The 17,362-nt window shown below is 55.6% G+C and carries 24 protein-coding genes; 12 read left to right on the top strand and 12 right to left on the bottom strand.

Annotated elements, in window-relative coordinates:
* A partial coding sequence (locus ACW5W8_RS14425) for an LPD38 domain-containing protein (RefSeq protein ID WP_498628421.1) occupies positions 1–3,997 on the top strand: 3,997 nt, incomplete at its 5' end.
* Between the two features lie 33 nt (positions 3,998–4,030).
* On the opposite strand, the gene ACW5W8_RS14420 is transcribed toward ACW5W8_RS14425, so the two are convergent.
* Both ACW5W8_RS14420 and ACW5W8_RS14415 read right to left on the bottom strand, forming a co-directional pair.
* The gene (locus ACW5W8_RS14420; RefSeq protein ID WP_498628420.1) at positions 4,031–4,429 is read right to left on the bottom strand and encodes a type II toxin-antitoxin system death-on-curing family toxin; all 399 of its coding nucleotides are present in this window, start codon (positions 4,427–4,429) and stop codon (positions 4,031–4,033) included.
* Complete coding sequence (locus ACW5W8_RS14415) at positions 4,429–4,608, bottom strand: hypothetical protein (protein ID WP_498628419.1); 180 nt, start codon at positions 4,606–4,608, stop codon at positions 4,429–4,431. The genes ACW5W8_RS14420 and ACW5W8_RS14415 overlap by 1 nt, the downstream gene beginning before the upstream one ends.
* A 149-nt stretch (positions 4,609–4,757) precedes the next feature.
* Between ACW5W8_RS14415 and ACW5W8_RS14410 the strand changes: the two genes are divergently transcribed.
* The gene (locus tag ACW5W8_RS14410) at positions 4,758–4,961 is read left to right on the top strand and encodes a hypothetical protein (protein WP_498628418.1); all 204 of its coding nucleotides are present in this window, start codon (positions 4,758–4,760) and stop codon (positions 4,959–4,961) included.
* A 625-nt stretch (positions 4,962–5,586) separates the two neighbouring features.
* Here ACW5W8_RS14410 and ACW5W8_RS14405 read toward each other — a convergent pair.
* The 9 genes from ACW5W8_RS14405 to ACW5W8_RS14365 form a co-directional block, all read right to left on the bottom strand.
* Positions 5,587–6,438, bottom strand: coding sequence for a tyrosine-type recombinase/integrase (locus ACW5W8_RS14405; protein WP_335854105.1), 852 nt, complete (start codon positions 6,436–6,438; stop codon positions 5,587–5,589).
* Between the two features lie 152 nt (positions 6,439–6,590).
* Positions 6,591–6,815, bottom strand: coding sequence for a DUF4224 domain-containing protein (locus tag ACW5W8_RS14400; protein WP_335854106.1), 225 nt, complete (start codon positions 6,813–6,815; stop codon positions 6,591–6,593).
* Positions 6,816–6,873: 58 nt separating this feature from the next.
* Entirely contained in the window at positions 6,874–7,398 is a 525-nt protein-coding gene (locus ACW5W8_RS14395; RefSeq protein ID WP_418135079.1) for a single-stranded DNA-binding protein, read from the bottom strand.
* Complete coding sequence (locus ACW5W8_RS14390; protein WP_438545177.1) at positions 7,398–7,655, bottom strand: hypothetical protein; 258 nt, start codon at positions 7,653–7,655, stop codon at positions 7,398–7,400. The genes ACW5W8_RS14395 and ACW5W8_RS14390 overlap by 1 nt, the downstream gene beginning before the upstream one ends.
* A gap of 81 nt (positions 7,656–7,736) precedes the next feature.
* On the bottom strand, positions 7,737–7,931 hold the full coding sequence (locus tag ACW5W8_RS14385; protein ID WP_335854109.1) for a hypothetical protein: 195 nt from the start codon (positions 7,929–7,931) through the stop codon (positions 7,737–7,739).
* Positions 7,907–8,053: a hypothetical protein gene (locus ACW5W8_RS14380; RefSeq protein ID WP_498628423.1), complete on the bottom strand. Its 147-nt coding sequence runs from the start codon at positions 8,051–8,053 to the stop codon at positions 7,907–7,909. Before ACW5W8_RS14380 ends, ACW5W8_RS14385 begins: the two co-directional genes overlap by 25 nt.
* 287 nt (positions 8,054–8,340) lie before the next feature.
* Positions 8,341–9,327, bottom strand: coding sequence for a phage N-6-adenine-methyltransferase (locus ACW5W8_RS14375; protein ID WP_498628417.1), 987 nt, complete (start codon positions 9,325–9,327; stop codon positions 8,341–8,343).
* Between the two features lie 37 nt (positions 9,328–9,364).
* Entirely contained in the window at positions 9,365–9,586 is a 222-nt protein-coding gene (locus ACW5W8_RS14370; protein WP_314924072.1) for a hypothetical protein, read from the bottom strand.
* Positions 9,587–10,518: 932 nt separating this feature from the next.
* Positions 10,519–11,283, bottom strand: a complete 765-nt coding sequence (locus ACW5W8_RS14365) for a LexA family protein (protein WP_498628416.1) — start codon at positions 11,281–11,283, stop codon at positions 10,519–10,521.
* 239 nt (positions 11,284–11,522) lie between these two features.
* Between ACW5W8_RS14365 and ACW5W8_RS14360 the strand changes: the two genes are divergently transcribed.
* On the top strand, positions 11,523–12,029 hold the full coding sequence (locus ACW5W8_RS14360) for a phage regulatory CII family protein (protein ID WP_498628415.1): 507 nt from the start codon (positions 11,523–11,525) through the stop codon (positions 12,027–12,029).
* A gap of 113 nt (positions 12,030–12,142) precedes the next feature.
* On the opposite strand, the gene ACW5W8_RS14355 is transcribed toward ACW5W8_RS14360, so the two are convergent.
* Positions 12,143–12,601 carry a hypothetical protein gene (locus ACW5W8_RS14355; RefSeq protein ID WP_498392026.1) on the bottom strand — a complete coding sequence of 153 codons (459 nt, stop codon included), beginning with the start codon at positions 12,599–12,601 and terminating at the stop codon, positions 12,143–12,145.
* On the opposite strand from ACW5W8_RS14355, the gene ACW5W8_RS14350 reads away from it, so the two are divergent.
* Genes ACW5W8_RS14350 through ACW5W8_RS14310 form a run of 9 tightly spaced genes read left to right on the top strand, consistent with a single transcriptional unit; the run spans position 12,590 to position 17,329 of the window.
* Positions 12,590–14,125 (top strand): Rha family phage regulatory protein, encoded by a 1,536-nt coding sequence (locus ACW5W8_RS14350; protein WP_498628414.1) that lies wholly within the window; start codon positions 12,590–12,592, stop codon positions 14,123–14,125. The genes ACW5W8_RS14355 and ACW5W8_RS14350 overlap by 12 nt on opposite strands.
* Positions 14,112–14,258 (top strand): hypothetical protein, encoded by a 147-nt coding sequence (locus ACW5W8_RS14345; RefSeq protein ID WP_314924078.1) that lies wholly within the window; start codon positions 14,112–14,114, stop codon positions 14,256–14,258. The genes ACW5W8_RS14350 and ACW5W8_RS14345 overlap by 14 nt, the downstream gene beginning before the upstream one ends.
* Positions 14,251–15,300 (top strand): phage replication protein O, encoded by a 1,050-nt coding sequence (locus ACW5W8_RS14340; protein ID WP_498628413.1) that lies wholly within the window; start codon positions 14,251–14,253, stop codon positions 15,298–15,300. The genes ACW5W8_RS14345 and ACW5W8_RS14340 overlap by 8 nt, the downstream gene beginning before the upstream one ends.
* Complete coding sequence (locus tag ACW5W8_RS14335; RefSeq protein WP_498628412.1) at positions 15,300–15,962, top strand: replication protein P; 663 nt, start codon at positions 15,300–15,302, stop codon at positions 15,960–15,962. Before ACW5W8_RS14340 ends, ACW5W8_RS14335 begins: the two co-directional genes overlap by 1 nt.
* Positions 15,962–16,222 (top strand): hypothetical protein, encoded by a 261-nt coding sequence (locus tag ACW5W8_RS14330; protein WP_498628411.1) that lies wholly within the window; start codon positions 15,962–15,964, stop codon positions 16,220–16,222. The genes ACW5W8_RS14335 and ACW5W8_RS14330 overlap by 1 nt, the downstream gene beginning before the upstream one ends.
* Positions 16,219–16,446 carry a hypothetical protein gene (locus tag ACW5W8_RS14325; RefSeq protein WP_201957159.1) on the top strand — a complete coding sequence of 76 codons (228 nt, stop codon included), beginning with the start codon at positions 16,219–16,221 and terminating at the stop codon, positions 16,444–16,446. The genes ACW5W8_RS14330 and ACW5W8_RS14325 overlap by 4 nt, the downstream gene beginning before the upstream one ends.
* Positions 16,446–16,652, top strand: coding sequence for a hypothetical protein (locus ACW5W8_RS14320; protein WP_386911988.1), 207 nt, complete (start codon positions 16,446–16,448; stop codon positions 16,650–16,652). The genes ACW5W8_RS14325 and ACW5W8_RS14320 overlap by 1 nt, the downstream gene beginning before the upstream one ends.
* Complete coding sequence (locus tag ACW5W8_RS14315) at positions 16,645–16,950, top strand: hypothetical protein (protein WP_498628410.1); 306 nt, start codon at positions 16,645–16,647, stop codon at positions 16,948–16,950. Before ACW5W8_RS14320 ends, ACW5W8_RS14315 begins: the two co-directional genes overlap by 8 nt.
* A complete protein-coding gene (locus ACW5W8_RS14310; protein WP_498628409.1) occupies positions 16,940–17,329 on the top strand; it encodes a DUF4406 domain-containing protein in 390 nt (129 codons plus the stop codon). The genes ACW5W8_RS14315 and ACW5W8_RS14310 overlap by 11 nt, the downstream gene beginning before the upstream one ends.
* The last annotated feature ends 33 nt before the right edge of the window (positions 17,330–17,362 follow it).

The following is a 17,362-nucleotide window of genomic DNA, read 5'->3' as shown; positions in this document are numbered from 1 at the left end:
GGCGCAAGGCGACAAGCCAGCCAAGCACCTGACCCAGAAAGAGGCGGAGCTGGTCACCAAGATATGGTTCAGGCAGTACCAGGGGGCAAGTGGCATTGATGTGCAGATCCACGCTACCCAGGCAGAGCTTGAGCGGGCGCTAGGGCTCGATGCCAAAGAGGGGTTGATCCGGCGAGCGGCGTTCGATGACGATGCCAGCACTCTGCATGTGGCCGCCGACACGATTGCCAGCCCCACCCGGATGCGTGAGATCTTGCGCCATGAAGTGTTAGCCCACTACGGCCTTGCCAATGTGTTGGGCGATGGTGAATACACCAAGCTGATGAGCCGCCTGATCCAGTCCAAGAAAAACCCAAGTATGAAGGCTGTATGGGACTGGGTTGATACTCACTATGCCGATGAGGATATCGGGGTTCAGGCTGAGGAGGTGGTTGCCCATCTGGCGGAGCTGGAGCAAAGCGCCTGGCGCCGCGGCTGGGATCGGGTGGTAGCTTGGGTCACCAAAGCCCTGCGCTCAGTTGGTTTCGTGCCTGACGGTATCACCGCCGCCGAGACCCGGACCCTGATCGAGGGGCTGGGCAAAAAAATGAAGCGTCCCTATGCCAGTCGCATTGGCGCTGATGGTGATGGGTTGTGGTTCAGTGCTGAACGTTCGCCCTGGCAGGAGGGGTTCCCTGAGGTCATTTTGCACGGCCGCTTGGGGGATGCGACCAGCCATCCAGATTATGAGGCCGCCAAAGGTGGCGATGATGCTGCTGCGAGGAGACTGGTTCGCGATGTGCTATCACCGGATGCAATTAGGCAGCTCAAGGAGGTGATTGGCAATCGCTCAGCCATTGCCCTCGGGGTACACGCTGAGGAGGCCGTTAGCCGCAATGCGATCCCCAGTGCAATGGCAGATATCTTGGGCAAGGTACTGAGCATCGAAGTAGATCTGGAGATCATGCAGTCTGCCAAGGTTGGACGTACGGCACAGGACGGGTTTGGTCGGTTGGCAAATCAACCCGGCTTTAATGGCCCAGTCCGCAAAGACAAACCCTATCTCATTATGGATGACACCCTGACCCAGGGCGGCACCCTGGCTAACCTCAAGGGGTACATTGAGAATCGAGGCGGGGAGGTGTTGGCTGCAACGGCATTGACCGGCAAGCAGTATTCCGCCAAAATCGCCATAGATAGCTCAACCCTTGAGCAGTTACGAGAACAGTATGACGGCACAGGCCTTGAAGCGTGGTGGCAAAACCGATTCGGCTACGGCTTTGACTCCCTCACCGAGTCCGAAGGTAGATATATCCTTCGTGCCAAGGATGCTGACAAAGTCCGAGATCGAGTCGCTGCGGCAGGACCGCAAGCGCCGGCACGAGGCGAACATGAAAGCCCTCGAGACGATGGATCTCTCCCACCTGATGGTCTGAAATTCAGCCAAACCAATACCGTCGCTGACAAGGCGATGGAAAAACTCAATCTAGGCCCCAAGCCTGACATCATTGATAACACCAAAGCCAACCTTGCCAAGCTGCGATCAGTAGATCGCGGAGTGGTCCAGTCATGGGTTGACCGCGTCATCAAAAAAGCCAACACCGAAGTGCTCGATGCCTTGGCTCCCATCAAGTATGCAGAGCAAGCCGCAGGCATTACGGACGCTGCCGACTCTGGCTATATTGCCGCACGGATGGCCACCGGTGCGGCCTCCACCATGCAGGCGACCATGCTCTATGGCCTGCCGGAATGGAAGGATGGGGTGATCCAGCGCAAAGCCGGAACCGGTGAGAAAGATGCGTTGCTGGGGATCTTCTCTGATCTGGGGGCCGACCTGCACAACTGGCTTGGCTGGATGGCCGGTCACCGGGCTGAAATCCTGCTGGGGCAGGGGCGTGAGAACCTGCTCGATGCCAATGACATCGCCGCCCTCAAGGGGCTGGGTAAGGGTAAAGAAGCCAAATTCATGGTGGCCAAGACACGCTGGAACCGGCTCAATGTCGCCACACTGGATCTGGCGCAAGAGGCTGGGCTCTTTACCGCTGAGGCGCGGGCCGAGTTCGAGAGCGAGTGGTATATCCCCTTCTTCCGCGAGTCGGAAGATGGCGACGTTATCGCTCCCTTCAAGGCGAAGGGGATCGCCAACCAGAACGCAGGTATCAAGAAGCTCAAGGGCGGCGAGGCCAACACCAATGACCTGCTCGAGAACATCTTCACCTCTACCTCCAAGCTGATCGACGCATCCATGAAGAACATGGCGGCGCAAAAGACAGTCTGGAACCTGGCAGATACCGGTCTCATCGAGGTGGTCGCTAAGCCCAACATGATGGACTGGCGGGCCCTCAAGAACGGCAAGGACCTGATCACCGTCAAGCTGGATGGTGAGGACTACATGATCCGGGTGGAGGATCCTGACCTTTACCGCGCCATGACCTTCTTCGACCGCAAGCCATTTGGCACAATGGTCAATATGGCATCAAAAGCCAAGCGTATATTGACGGCGGGCATCACTGCATCACCAGAGTTCATGCTGCGCAACTTCTTGCGCGATTCACTCTCCAGCTGGGTGATCAGCAAGGATGGCTTTAAGCCGGTGATCGACTCCATCAAGGGGGTGAGGAAAACCCTGGCCATGGATGGCAGCACCATCGATGTGATGTTCAGCGGTGCCAGCTTCCTTGGCGGCTACGTCAACGGCAATGACCCCACCGCCATGGCCGATACCGTGCGCAAGTCACTGCGCCGCAAGGGGATGACGCCGGAGCAGATCGCCAGATATGAGAAGTCCATCATCCGCAATGCGGCCCACGCCAAAGGGGTAGTGGCCGATGCATGGGAGAAGTACAACCGCTATGGCGAGGCGTTGGAGAACGCCAACCGTGAGGCGGTCTATGACGCAGCCATCAAGGCAGGCAAGAGCCATGCGCAGGCCGCCTTTGAGTCGAAGGACTTGATGGACTTCTCCATGCTGGGGGCGGCCCGCTTTATTCAGGGGGCGTCCATGGTGCTGCCATTCTTCAATGCTCGCCTGCAGGGTCTGGGCAAGCTGAGCCGGGAACTTCGCGACAATCCGCGTGAGATTGCCAAGCGGGCCGGCATGATCACCGCCATGTCGCTCGGCTTGCTGGCTACCAACTGGGATGATGAGCGATACGAGGAGTTGCCAGACTGGGACAAGGATGCCAACTGGCACTTCTTCCTTGGCGATCAGCACTGGCGGATCCCCAAGCCGTTCGAGATTGGGGTGATGTTCGGCACCATTCCCGAGCGTATGGTGAGAGCCCTGGGTGACAAGGACACCGGTGCCCAGTTTGGCAAGGCGGTGGCCCGGGCGATTGGCGATACCTTTGCCCTCAACCCTACCCCTCAACTGGTCAAGCCTATGGTGGAGGCTGCAGTCAACTATGACTTCTTCCGCGGTGGTCCCATCGATGGCCCGCAGGATTTGGCGGTGCGTGCCGAGGCTCGCTACAACGAGCAGACCAGCTTGCTGATGCGCGAACTAGGTGAGCTGTCAGGTTTTTCTCCCAAGCAGTTAGAGCACCTGCTGATCGGTTACACCGGCACCATGGGCAGTTATGTAATGGCGGCGGCAGACGGGTTGATCCGGGCTGTTCGCCCAGGTGAATCAGCCAGTTGGCGCGCGGATGAGATCCCACTGGTCAAGGCGGTATACCGGGGCACCGGTCCGGCCAAGTCCACCCAGCACATGGAAGAGTTCTACCGGATGCTCAATGAGGTGAACCAGCTCAAGCGCACAGTGGACCAGTACCGCAGCGAAGGGCTGACCGATAAAGCCAATGAATTGTTGGAAGAGCAGGGAGGGATCTTGAAGGCGCGCCGTAGCCTGAGCCGAACCCAGCAGCAAGTACGGGTGGCCCGCAACAAGATAGAGCTGATCCAGCGTGACAAGATCCTGAGTGCCGAGGAGAAGCGCCGGCGCATCGATGAGTTACTAGCCCGCAGGAATGACCTGGTGTTCCAAGCGGTAAACCATAACCGGCAGAACTGGGAGTAAGGGGGAATGGCGGCCGTGAACACGGCCGTCTGATCAAGAGGTTTTTTGCTCTTCCAGCCAGAGTGCGTAGAGGATGTTAGCAAACTGATTCTCTGGTAGTTCGCCAAGCACAAGGTCAACCATTGCATCAGCCAGCTTCTCGTTATCTCTTTCAATCTCGAAGTCGTTGAGGGAGAGATACTCAAGGCATACCGCGAGCCCGGTGCGCTTGTTGGCATCGGAAAAGGCGTGAGCGGTACCGATTGCCATGGCGTACTTTGCGGCGATGAGAAACACATCGTTTAACCCGCTGTAGGCAATGGCATTGTCGATACGGCCAAGCGCACCCTCCAATAACGCGATGCTAGCAGGTCCCTGATGGCCAGGGGTCGCACCCAGAATGTAGTAGTTAATCTCCAGCACCCGAGCGGGAGGAAACTGGATGATGTCCATTACATATCAGCCAAACGGGTGAAGGTCTTTTCGTGAGTTTTCAGTGTCAGCTTGGTCTCAGATTTGATGATCTGGCGACCCTCTTCACCAGTCAGGCAAAGATTCTTTTCAGCCTTGATTTGCGGCCGATTCAGCACTTGTGGCAGCCCATACTTGTTGCTGACAGTGTTGTCTTTCATGCTTTTGCTACCTCTTGATGTCGCATGGTGAGACTTTACCATAAATGGTAAATCGACATCCTATGGGATGTCCAATCGAGTTGTGCGGCCCTGGTTTGAGCTGCACTCACGAGGATAGGGTGGAGGCTTTAACCTGTGAGGACTCGACCATGTGGATACTGCTTGCGCTCGTATGTATGGTGTTGGCGCTCAAGACATTCAGCTTCAGCTTCACGCTGGCATTGATCCCGTTCGCCTTGGGCTGTTGGTGCTTCAGCAAGTCCGATCGGGAGAGCCTGGATAACTTTATGGCCTTTGGATTCATGCTAATCCTGATAGGTTTTGCTGTGCTGATAGTCATTAGTTTCTGGTGATATTTCGATCACAGTTTCGACAAAGAGAGGGGGGGGTGAATGAGGAAGGGTGGTTGAATTTAATACAATGCCGGAGTGAAAGGTGATAGCGTCCCCTTTGTGCTGTATATGCATACAGTGCCTCACAGTCGAGAGATTGAGAGGAAACCCGGGGGGACTACAGGATGGAATTAATACTGGCGGAACTTGAAGCGTATCTTGCGGAAGTAGATCTGACAGGTCAGGATCGGGACGCAATCGCGCGCATTATGGAACGACTTCGCGATAAGGCATCCACGATCTCATGAAGCTGAAGGATCCTGATTAGCCCGCCACTGTGTGGGCTTTTCTATGCTTCTTGGTGGGTGGTAATAGAGGGAATGTTGAGGGATTACGCCTGTATGCTGGCTTTATAAAACATATAGTTACGGATCTTGCATATTCCCCGAAAAACTAGTAACTATATGATTTTAAACGAAATAATCCGGGATTTAAAATCCCTCGCTTTTCGAGGCGTGCCGGTTCGATTCCGGCCTCGGGCACCATTAATTTAGATATATTTCAATGATTTACAAAGGCCGCTAGCGATAGCGGCCTTTTTGTTTTTACCGCTTCCTAAAATTTCCTAATACTATTTCCTAATACTTCACTGCTTTTTCACGCTATCAACAGCAGGGACGATTTCAATAGATCGATCATATGCTGCCACTTGGGCCTCAGTTTTATGGCCGCTGATACGCTGTTTATCTCGGCTGCTGCCGGCCACATCAGAGATGGCTTTGGCCTTGATGTCGTGGAAGGTGAAGTCCATCGGCCAGCCTGTTTGCTCCCGTGCGGTTAACACCGCCTCACGCCATGCAGCATTGAAGCCGTTATCTGTATAGGGGGCTCCGTTGGGCTTGCAGATGACATAGGACGATCTGACGACAGACCCTGCCAACTCTTTCGCTTGCTCTATCGCTGCGCGTAGTCGGGGTGACCAGGCCTTGATCTGGATCTTGGCGGTTTTACTCTGCTGGATCGTGATCCCTTCATCACCAACCTGTGACCATCGCATGGTAAGCACATCCCCCTTTCGGGCGGCGCACAGATAGCTCAACTCCATCGTAACCTTGACGGCCGGTCTGGCTGCATCCATCACGGCTTGAAACTCGAGGTCAGTGATGTAGCGGGTTCTCGCCTTCTCTTTGAACTGACGCACGCCCTGGCACGGGTTGCTTTTCACCTTGCCGCGCTCGAATGCCCAGCGAAAAACCCGGGAGAAGAATGCTTTCTCGCGGTTGGCCTGGACCTTGGAGTTTTTGCCCCGTTTATCCATGTACTTTCTAATGTGTTGTGGTTCAACTTTGGCCGGGTCCATACCACCGAACACCTTGAGAACCGGTATTGAGTATTTCCTGTAGTCCTTCTGGGTCGTGCTGCTGAGGTCCTGGAAGTCAGCTGATTCGAAGAACTCATAAACCAGGCGCTTGATAGTGTCCCCGTTCTGTTCGGCCATCAAATGTTCGTAGGCTGCCCAAACAGCAGACTGTGTTGCAGTTAGCGAGGCGAGCCGAAGGGCACCACCACTTCGAGGGTGAAGCTCAAATGCTGACTTTCCCCGATAAACCCTCGGGGGTAACCATGTGTCAGACTTGCGGGGCCTGCCCATCAGATCGCCTCTATGTTGAACCCGTCACCATCACGGGCTGACATTCCTGAACCGGCCAACGTTGCTACTGGCCACCTCAAATTTTCACTGGTTGTACGGATTTTTCCGCCTTTTCCCTCAATGAAGTAAATCCCATTTCGTCTTAGCACCTCTTTCTGTTTTGATGCGGTTGAGTAGCCCGTCAGCTCTTCCAGTTCATCTTCAGTCAGGATATGAAATGCCATAGCTATCTCCTAAATCAGTACGCCTCACGGCGAGATGGGCGGTTGCCGGATCTCTGCCTTAAATGCAGTTCATCAGCGCCGGGTGACCAGCAAATCTAAAGAACGGGATATCGTCATCAAAGTCCATCGGCGGCTCGTTATAGACCGGTGGGGCGGGCTGTGATGGTTGAGATTGGCGAGCATAACCACTTTGCTGGGAAGCCGGAGCCTGATGTTGCTGGTTGCCCTGCTGCGGACGGCCGCCGAGCATCTGCATCACGCCGCTGAAGCTATCGACAAGCACCTCGGTGGTGTAGCGTTCTTGGCCACTCTGGTCTTGCCATTTGCGGGTCTGTAGTTTCCCTTCAACGTAGACTTGCGCCCCTTTCTTCAGGTACTCGCCGGCCACTTCGGCCAATTTGCCCATGAAGACAATCCGGTGCCATTCGGTGCGTTCTCTCTGCTCATTGGTTTGTTTGTCGCGCCAAGTCTCGGAAGTGGCCAAGGTGATGTTGGTGACAGCACCGCCGCTTGGCATGTAGCGCACTTCTGGATCCTGGCCAAGGTTGCCGATCAGGATGACCTTGTTAATTCCGCGTCTCATCAATAGACCTCCATGGCTTGATAGCGTTGCTGGAACTCGGAATTCACCTGCTTCCATTGCGGTTCATTGGCCATCTTGAGGCAATGAATGCGGCGAGCCATGGCGAACCGGGCTTTGCCCAACATGTTGGCGCTGGCGGCGTGATGTTGGGCCTTCTTGTAGGAGAGGGCGGCATCGATGTAGCTCGCGGCCTGCTCCTGTTGGATGGCTTGTTTGAGGTCATCCCGGTAATTGCGCTGGTAGAGTCTGATATCCATCGTGTCCTCCCGGACAGTCGTTGTTACATCACAGCCAATGTGGCCAGAAACAATGTTGTGCTAACCAAGATGGCCAGCCCTTCAATCAAGTCCCTCTTCACGTTCCTGATACTCCAGCTCGTTGAAGTTGAGATACTGGGCTGGTGCTTGGTCGATGGCGGCCAACCTGATCTGTTGTGAGGTCATCGGGTGGTGTGCCTCGATGGTACCGGTTAGGCGATCTGGCGCAGCCCCCAGCTCGATGGCGGCATTCAGGGTGTAGTGATAGCGGTGCATGATGTTAATCCTTTGGTCGTGTCTATTTGCCAGCTGTACCCGCCATGTTTCTTCTGTTGGCCTGCGAGGCAGCGGGTGATACTGACCCGGACAAAGCCTCCTTGGGTCTCAGCCTCGGTGATGCTGCGGAACCTGACGACCTGATCCCCAGCGGTGCCGATCACCGGAGTCTTGTGCCACTGCGGCGGCTGCACCTTGTCAACGTAGAGGCGTCGGGTATGACGACCCTTACCGTTATCTCCAATCATGCGGAAGTGGTCTATGCGGGTGATAAAGCGGGTCTCTCTGTGGATCTGGCCTATCGCAATGCTGGCCTTACTGACGGTGAGGGCGAATTCGGCAGCCACTTCAGCGCTGATAGCGCCCTCTGATCTGGCATGCACCCATTCTGCAACTTGTTGGATGAGGCTCATGCTGCCTCCCCGTCGTTCAGTGCCAGCATCAGCTGCTCTTCATCCGGATTCAGCAGATGCTTTGCCATCCGGGTGGCGTGGCTGAGCGTGTGCTCTTCATTGGTATCACCATCCAGCAGATCGCGGATGTAGCCGGCGAGTAGTCGGGTGTTGGCTGGGGTGAGCAGATCGGCCTCATCAATCTGATAGATGACCGTCTTGATTGCCGGAAACTGCTGCCAATCCTGGAGTGGTTCGACGCCTGTCGTGATGGTAGCGAGCGTCTCCGATGCTGCTGGCAATGTGATGACTTGGCTGGTGGCCTCGATGGTTTGGCTAGCGGCTATGTTGAGCGCTACCGCTTGACAGTGGATCATGTCGAGGATGAGCTGGCCGGTGGTGATCAAGTCATCCCGGCGCAGGCGGGCCTCTGGGCGGCGCTCGCCTTGCCAGCTGGTATCGAAGATCACCACGGCAGAGGCAAAGCCGCTTGAGCTAGGTTTGTCCTTCTTCGGATCGCGGGGGACATACCAGCGCGGTACCTCAAAGCCGATGCGGCCGCTGATGAACTGGATAAAGTCTGCATCCTCCGGCCACCAGGTTTCGCTGGTCGCGGCCTTGATGAGCAGCATGATCTTGGCGCCAAAATCTCGCTGCTCGCGGCAGTAGTTGAGGATGGCCTCCATCCCAGTGATGGCATTGCAGTCGCCATCCACGCAGGGGCGGGAGTAGGGTGGGTTGGCGAAGGCCGCCCCCCCAAGACGGCGCAGGTCGGCGGCTAGATCCTGGGTGAGAGCGTTGTCCTCGGCGTCGTAGTAGTTCGGCAACAGGGTGTTGCAATCGTCGGCGAACATATCGAGTACGACCGGCCCCAGGGTGGGGGCGAACTGGTGGAACAGGCCCCAGGCCAGCGCCTTGGGTGTTTGCCACTGGTCGCCGATCTGTTTGAGTTCGTGGTCTGGCTGGGCTTGCAGGAGGGCCAGAGCCTCGGCGTAATGATTCATGTATCCCTCATCAATCAGTTGCAATCCGTCCCCCGGATCAGGGCTTGGTCTTCTTGGCAGATACCGCCTTCTTCGCAATCTTGGCTACTGCACGGGCCGCCTTGAGGTACTCATCGAACACCTGCCCCTTGGCAAAGCTGGGTGTCCGGTCGAAATGGCGTTTCGCTTCTGCAACACCGAGCGAGATCGCATGGTCAGGGAATTGCTCTTTCTCCAGCGTTGCCTTGATGTTCTTGGCAATGAACTCGTTTGGGTGCATTGATGCCTCCGCCATTTCTTAAACTGGTCTCATCACACAAGCGACAGGCAAAGGGAGTCCGTGACCCGCTGATGGGCCGCTATCGTTTGTGGGATAAGGGCCCCGTTGCCGGGGCCAGGAGAGAGCTGTAACCACATGTATTGCACTTGTGGTGATGGCTGAGCACTTCGCAGTGAGTCAGCCGTTCTGGTCGTTGGCACTGGTATGCCCTCACGGGCAGCGCTACCTATCGAAACGGTCGCCTCTCGGCGAGGGCCTTGGTGGCGATTCACAGCGTGACCAAGGCATCCGCTTAACCCAGCGGTGGGGTATTGTGATGGTACTTCCCATCGGCTGCTTGCCGTGGGTCACCACACCTCAGTTGGCCCTGGTCACCGGTTCACTCGCCAGCCCCGTTGTTCGCGGCCGTCCCCTGCAAAACCAACTGAGTTGTGTCCTGGCCTTTTACATCGCCAGGGCGGATGGGTTTTCGTACCCCATGGGGCCTACCGCGGTCGGTTTCCTCACCGCTGCTACTGCCATGGCTGGGGAGCTTGCGTCGTAGTTACGCTCCCATTGACGGCCTGGTTATCCAGTTACGACGCCAAAGTTGGTCGGTGATAGAGGGCTATGACCTCTGAATTTCTGCTCCTGGGGCAGATGGCGTACTGCTTGCCTAATCACCGATATGTTCCAGGCCTTTCACCTGGTGGGTGGCTGGGGAGTCATTCCCGCCACTCGCTCTGCTCGATGTGGCTTTTCCAGTTGTTAGCCCGGTTTATCCCCAAGCGGTTCGTTGTCACCGCTGCCAGTGTTGTGCTGGTCCTCTGGCTGGGGTTGCTCCAAATCATGAAACAACAATGAACCATAGGTATTCTTTTGTAAAGTACCAATGGTTCATTTTATTCTCTTGGATGTAAAAAACCCGCCAGGTCGGCGGGTGAGGGTAAGGTCTACTCAGGAGTATACGAGCCGATAACCACTCCGCAGATTTTAGCCGGTTGCACATGATCATTGATCGTGTAGCGAGGATTTAGAGCCTTCAAATACGGCTTACCGGTCTCGTTTTCTGCCAACTCTTTAAAGGTACAACTACCATCTTCCAGGCCGGCAATAACACGGAGTCCAGCTTTAGGGGGGTGGTCAGGATCGACGAAAATTATCGTTCCTTCGGGATAACTGCGTTGACCGTTTGGATTGGTCATCGAGTCTCCACGTACCATCAAAGCGAAAGTGCGTGGCCCTGCTTTGGAATTTGGGCAAGCATAGTATGGGGTATCTTCATCAATAAAATCAGAGCTTTCAGACAAACAAAATTCGCCAGCCTGCACCCAGGAAATGAGCGGTACCATCTTTATGGCGTTAAGAGGGACAGGTACCAGTTCTTGATCTTTATCCGCCTCAGCTTCTCCTAATTGAAGCCATACGAACGAGACTCCAAGGAAATCTGCCAATTTACGCCCGTTATCAGGGGTGGGGATGGCCTCATTATTCAGATACTTGCTGATTGCTTTAGGCGTGACTTTGATGGCATCAGACAAAATTTTGCCTCTGCCCCGAATGGGTAAGCCTTTCTTGTCAGCTGCGAGATGTAGCCGAGCCGCGTAAGAATCGCGGTCTTTCTCTTTGTGAACCATACGTTCAATTGTATATGTGCTTGCGTGTACTTTCAGTTCCGATCTATGATGTACCAAAGGTTCATGTTTGTTGGGGTACATACATATGGCCTCTTTGCGAGAAGTCATCGACTCCATAGGAGTCAAAACGGCGGCCGATGCCTGCCAAGTTAGTGTTCGAGCCGTCTATAAATGGCGAAAAACCAACGCATTGCCTCATACGGATTATAGCGGTGTGACTCAGCATGCCGCTTATCTCTCCAAGGCATCGTCTGGTTCATTTTCGACAGCAGAAATATTGCTATGTGGCAGGCCTAAACCTGTAAACGCATGAGGTCATCATGGCAGACACCACAGATAAAACCACGTTAAACCCCGGTTCTGTTTTGCGCACCGACGTATTGGCTGCTGCCTATCTGCTGGGGCAAGCCACGAACATCAGTGATCTTGCTCGCAAGTTAGGCAAGAGCCCGGTGGTATTGGCCAACAAGATGAATCCGGATTGCGACAGTCACCACCTCAACCTGGGGGAGGCCGTGGCCGTTACCGAGCTGGCAGAAGACAACCGCATCTTGGAGGCATGGGCTGCAGGCCGTGGTCTGATGCTGGTCGCGAGGCCTCATGGCTCTGTCAGTGATGATGAGCTGGTGGAGCAGGTGCTGTTGGCTCAGTCGGTGTTCGGCAAGCTGATGCAGGCCATTCACGATGCCCGGGTTGACGGAGTTATCGACTGGATGGAGCAGGGCCAGATTGAACGGGTAGGCACTCTGGTTGCCGAGCAGGTGATGGGGCTGATCAGCAGCACCGGTGCCAATGTGCGCCCGCTGCCGACAATCGCCATTAAGTAGGTAAAAGGCGGCCCCGCACTGCGTCAACAGTCGGGGCCATGGTTCAGACACCATCGAGGGCACTGAACATGGAAAAGCATACGGAATCAGTGGTTAAAGGGCAAGCCATAGGCTCATGGCTTGGGTACATCCCCTGCTATGAAGGCAAACACCGTCTCCCAAAAGGTGAGTTTTTGGGTTGTCGTGCAACCCAAGGCATAGGTGGCACGCAACTCAGCTGCTTTGGTAAGCAAACCGATCTCGGAGGGCATATCTTCAGTAGCACTACTCAACGCGGCTCGCAGGTCGTCATCCGACATGGTGGGCTCATTGATGATCAGGCGGGCATAGTTCTCACCGCGTTTGGCAAAACGCAAAGCTGTCATGGCCGGTTGCCAAACAAAGCTCAATGTAGACAGCACGACCAGCAGTCCGCCGAACAACATGTTATTCCCGACATCAGCGAATACCGCCGAACCAAGTACGATCTGAAAGAAGGTCAGCAGCCGATCGCTACGTGCCCAGAAGCGAGCATGCATATCCTCTATTGCGTGGCTGTAGCGCAGTTGATAGTTCAGGTTATGTCGGGACATCGCAATTTCCTTAGCCTTTTGGCTTCTCCGCCGGCGGAGTCGGTGGTGGTGGGGCCGGTGATCTTGGTATCCGGCCAAAGCCATCATCATTCCGCTTCCAGGACGGGTCATTTGGTTCAAATGGGTTGGTCATACAGCCTCCTGCTTCGTGGTGATTGTTTAAGCGCTGTCACTGTAGCATGGGGGGAGAGCCTGCCTCAAACAGGTCGCGGCCCGGCGTTAAGGGCACTCATTATTAAGGCAGGTAACTCCACTATTTTTTGGGCGGTGGTGGGGGCGGAGCTGGACTTCTTGGCACTCTACCTTTCTCTACTGGTCCCGTGGCTGGCCGAGGGGTTGGTCGCGGTGGTGATTGTGGCTGTTTACTCATGTTATGTGATTCCTCTGGATTGGGAATATCAGATTATTTCTTTGGCGCTGGTGGGGGGGGCGGTGGACTCCTGGAGATTCGACCATCCTGAAAAGAAACGACTTCGCTCTTTGATTTGGATGGTAAAGGTTCTGGTTTTGAGTTGGCCATATATTGTGTATACACATGTTTTTAAATTGGTAATTAACACAGTACCACAGTGGTATCAGGCAATAATCACACTTCGTCAAAGTTTCATTTGCTGGTCAAAATTGACCGTATTGGCAAATGAGAGTTATAGTGTGGGTGCTGCGGCAAAATCCGCAGCCGGGATTGAGACCCCGAGAACAACTTTGGAGCCGACCCACGCTCCCATCGCGTGGTTTTTTGTCGGCACCCGACCCCCATTTACTTGGGTACTGTTCGCCTACCCGGCGATCGGCATCCTCTGCGTTATGGTGGCTCGGGCGGGGCAGCCTTCGGGCTGGTCGGTTTCCAAGGTTGCCGATAGTCTCAACCCCGCTCGGGCTACCACCATGAGATTGAGACCTCAGGTTGGTAGTGACAATCTATCAACCTTGGAGGCTGCCATCATGGCTACTGTCCCCACCCCAGTTACACCCGAAATCCGGCTGGTGAACGGCCAAGCCGTTACCACTTCATTGGCGCTCGCCAACTACTTCAACAAGCGTCATGACGACGTTATCCGAAAGATCCGCACTCTCGATTGTTCCCTCGAATTTAACGCCCGCAATTTTGCGGCGGTTGAATATACCGATACCAAAGGTGAAAAACGGATCGCTTACCAACTGACCCGCGATGGTTTCTTCTTCGTGGCGATGGGCTTTACCGGCCGACGCGCCGCCGAGTTCAAAGAACGCTATATCGCCGCCTTCAATGCCATGGAGAGGCAGGGCCACGCCCGCTATCTGGCGGCACCTGATGCAAACGCCTTGGCTCATTCGGTGAGTGAAGCACGTGACTTCTATCAGATGATCCGGATGCATTGGGAGAGCGAGATTTACCCCAGTTTGAAAGCCGTCAAATCCCCCTTGGCCTATGAGCTGTATGACCGGTTTGAGTGGATGTCGTACTTGCTGATCGCAATTGCTCATCAGGTTGAATCCCACCAAACCGCGCAGGTTGTGCAAGGGGGCCAGCATGAAAAAGCCTAACGTCTTGCCCTATCTGAAATGGATTAACGGTGGCTTTCAGTTGGTGGTGATGGGGGTGGAGTTGCCCATCACCAGCGCCCAGGCGCGGCTGGTGTTTGCTCAACTGCAGCAATTGGAGGTGAGTCATGGGTGAGGTGATCAGACTGGTGGCCCCTGTGGCCCCGCCAATTCAACGAGGTTGCAACGTGACGGACAATCGCCGTAGCGGGTTCGTGCTGCTTTACAAGAGCATCAAGGATACGCCGTTCTATCGTGATCCATCGCGCAAGGCGCTGTGGTTGCACCTGCTGATTGAGGCTGCTCATGAGCGCACCGATGCTGCTTTTAATGGCAACCGGTTGGTGCTGAGTCGAGGACAGGTGGTGGGCTCTGCCCGTTCATTGGGTGAAGCGTGCGGTGTCTCAGAAGACAGTGCTCGCCGCTCGCTGGATGTATTCGAGCTGGAGGGGATGATCACTCGCACCAGCAAACAGGGTACCCGCGGCTACACCCTGATAACTGTCCTCAATTATGACCCGTACCAGCGCGGAGTTTCAGAACACATTAGCGCGGAGTTAGGCGCGGAGTTTGAACCCGCATCAGATAAGGGGTTAGAGGGGGATAGCTTACTCCGCGGCGCGGAGTTAGCCGCGGAGTTTCACGCCGAAGATCTAAACAATATAAACAATAAAACAAACCAAGATCTTAATGATCTTTCGTCGCAACTCGCTATCGCGACTTTCGACCAGGAGGGGGAACAGCTTCCCATCGTGGACGCGGTATCTGCCGAGCCCAAGGCTCGGGTCATACCAGGCGCCGCCATTCAAACCCCTAACGGAAAATCATGGGGAACCGCTGAAGACCTGAAGACCGCGCAGTGGATGTTCAAGCGGGTGCAAGTCATTGCCCCCACGGCCTTGGAGCCGAATTGGACACAGTGGGCCAACGTGATCCGGCTGATGCGCGAGCTTGACCAGCGTAGCCACCGGGATATCTGCGATCTGTATGACTGGGTGAGCCGGGATGCCTTCTGGTGTACCAACGTGCTCTCACCGCAGAAGCTGCGTCAACAGTGGACTCAGCTGACTGTGAAGCGCAATGCTCCTGCTCATCGGCCCAGTGGCGGCCAACATACCGACCTGACCAAGTCCATGACTGCCGGTGAGCTGAATCGCCTGATGCAGGAGGGGTTCTGATGAGCATGAAACCATTGAGCGCAGTTCTGAATGCGATGACTGTTGGCGACTTTGTTGACCAGATTTCGGATCCCCCGCAGCGGGCTCTGACTGACCACGATTCGCAGATGGTATCGATGCTGTTCGAGCAGTTGAAAATCGTGTTCCCCGCCTGGAGGCATGTTTTCCCTAGCGATGACTCCCAGCGGAGAGCTTTGGCTGAGTGGACGCGTGCGTTGGTTGATGCGGACTGCACCAGTCGTGAGCAACTGCAGCTTGGCATGCGGGTCGCTCGTGAACAGGAGATCCCGTTCTTCCCCAGCACGGGCATGTTCATCAAGTGGTGCCAAATCACACCCGAGGCCCTTGGTTTGCCGACGGTTGATCAGGCATTGGCCGATGTTTCTCGTCACCGTAAGAGTCATCCCGCTGTGGTGCTCGCTGCCCGAGCGACCCGCTTCGAGCGCCAGACCCTTACTGCAGATGAATACCGGAAGGTGTTCGCACAAGCCTATGACCAGGTCGTGCGGCGGGTGATGGCTGGCGAAGATATCGAGGCCGAGGTACTTAAGGGGCTACCAACCCGTGAGCAGATCCAGCACAACCCTGAGTTCTACCAGCAGGCAGGGCAGCGAGGTGTTGCTCGTCTGAAGGCACTGTTCAAGCGTGGGGGAGGTGTGTGATGGCCAGCCAATTCAACGCAAATGCCGAGCGCGATGTGCGTGAGGCGAGGTTCTGCAGGGTCGCTATCTACCCACCTGTACGTGGTTGGGTGGGGGAGCGGGTTCATCTGGAAGTGTCGAACTCGCAGGAAACGCTTGGTAAGACTGATGCGGCGACCGGTGCAGGGTATTACCTGGTGATAGATGGGGCTGAGGAAGCGCGGGAGGAGGCGGCGCGGATCCGGGGCAAGGCGGTAGAACTGGTGAGGGTAGGGGCATGATGCACTACTACGCCCAGCATACAGCGACCAGAAACTGGTTTGCGCCGGTCTTGACCATCGATGAGGTGGAGAGGGCGAGAGAGGCGGGGATCCCGATTTTTATCGCGCTCTACCTGATCGGTGAATCTGGCTTTGGTTCGGTCGCTGAGCATGCGGCCCAAATCGTAGGGGATGCGCTTGAACGCGCTGCCCATCGCACCACCACCGGGAGGGGGAGGAACTGATGAGTATTGGATGGATGTTTTTGGGGTTGGCATTGGCCTGGCTGGCGTTTCTGGTGATGTTAGTGATCACATTGCGCCAGTGGTTGGCAGAAGATGTGGGGCCGGAGCTGGATTGGGACGAGTTCGAGGACGAGCCGCGGCTGGTGTCTACCTGCCGTGAACTCAGCGAGCTGGCAGCAAAGACCAAGGAGGCCAGTCATGGTTAAGGCCTTCTTCCTGTTGATGTATGTGTTTGTGGCGCTGTTTGTGCTGGCCCATGTGCCTTATGAGGGAGGTCTGGGTTGGCAGATGCTGCAGGCACCTGTGGTATGGGTGATCGCGGTGGGTTGGGTGCTGGTGATGTTTCCCCGTCAGATTGTTCGTCTGCTGCTGGCGCCACTGCGAGCCGTTCTGCTGGTGTTGGTGTGGTGCGGCACCCTCTTACTGGTGTTGACCAAGGCAGTCTTGGTGATGCTTAACCGTATGAATCACGATCTGGCCGGGGAGGCCCATCATGACTGTTAAATCGAAAGAGCTGACTGAGCAGGGCCTGATCGACCTGGCCGGCGTGAAGGTGTATATCGCTGGGCCGATGAGCGGCTTGCCCATGTTTAACCGGCCAGCGTTTTTTGCTGCCGAAGCCTATCTGCATGGCCAGGGAGCCTGGGTGATGAACCCTGCTGTGCTGCCGGATGGCTGGGATCATGATGCCTACATGCGGATCGCCATTCCAATGTTGATGGAATGCGAAGCGGTAGCCTTTTTGCCGGGTTGGCAGCAGAGCAAGGGGGCACGACAGATGTTCACCCGGGCTCATGCCTTTGGGCTGGATCTGCTGCAGCTTGATATGGAAATGGTGGCTGACGAGGCATGGGTGAGGCGGCATTTGCCCCTGGTTGTGTAGGTAATCTGCCATCTTGTTTCCATCACGTAGGGT

The organism is Aeromonas aquatilis (assembly GCF_054052405.1).
This window is presented reverse-complemented; position numbering and strand designations above follow the sequence as displayed.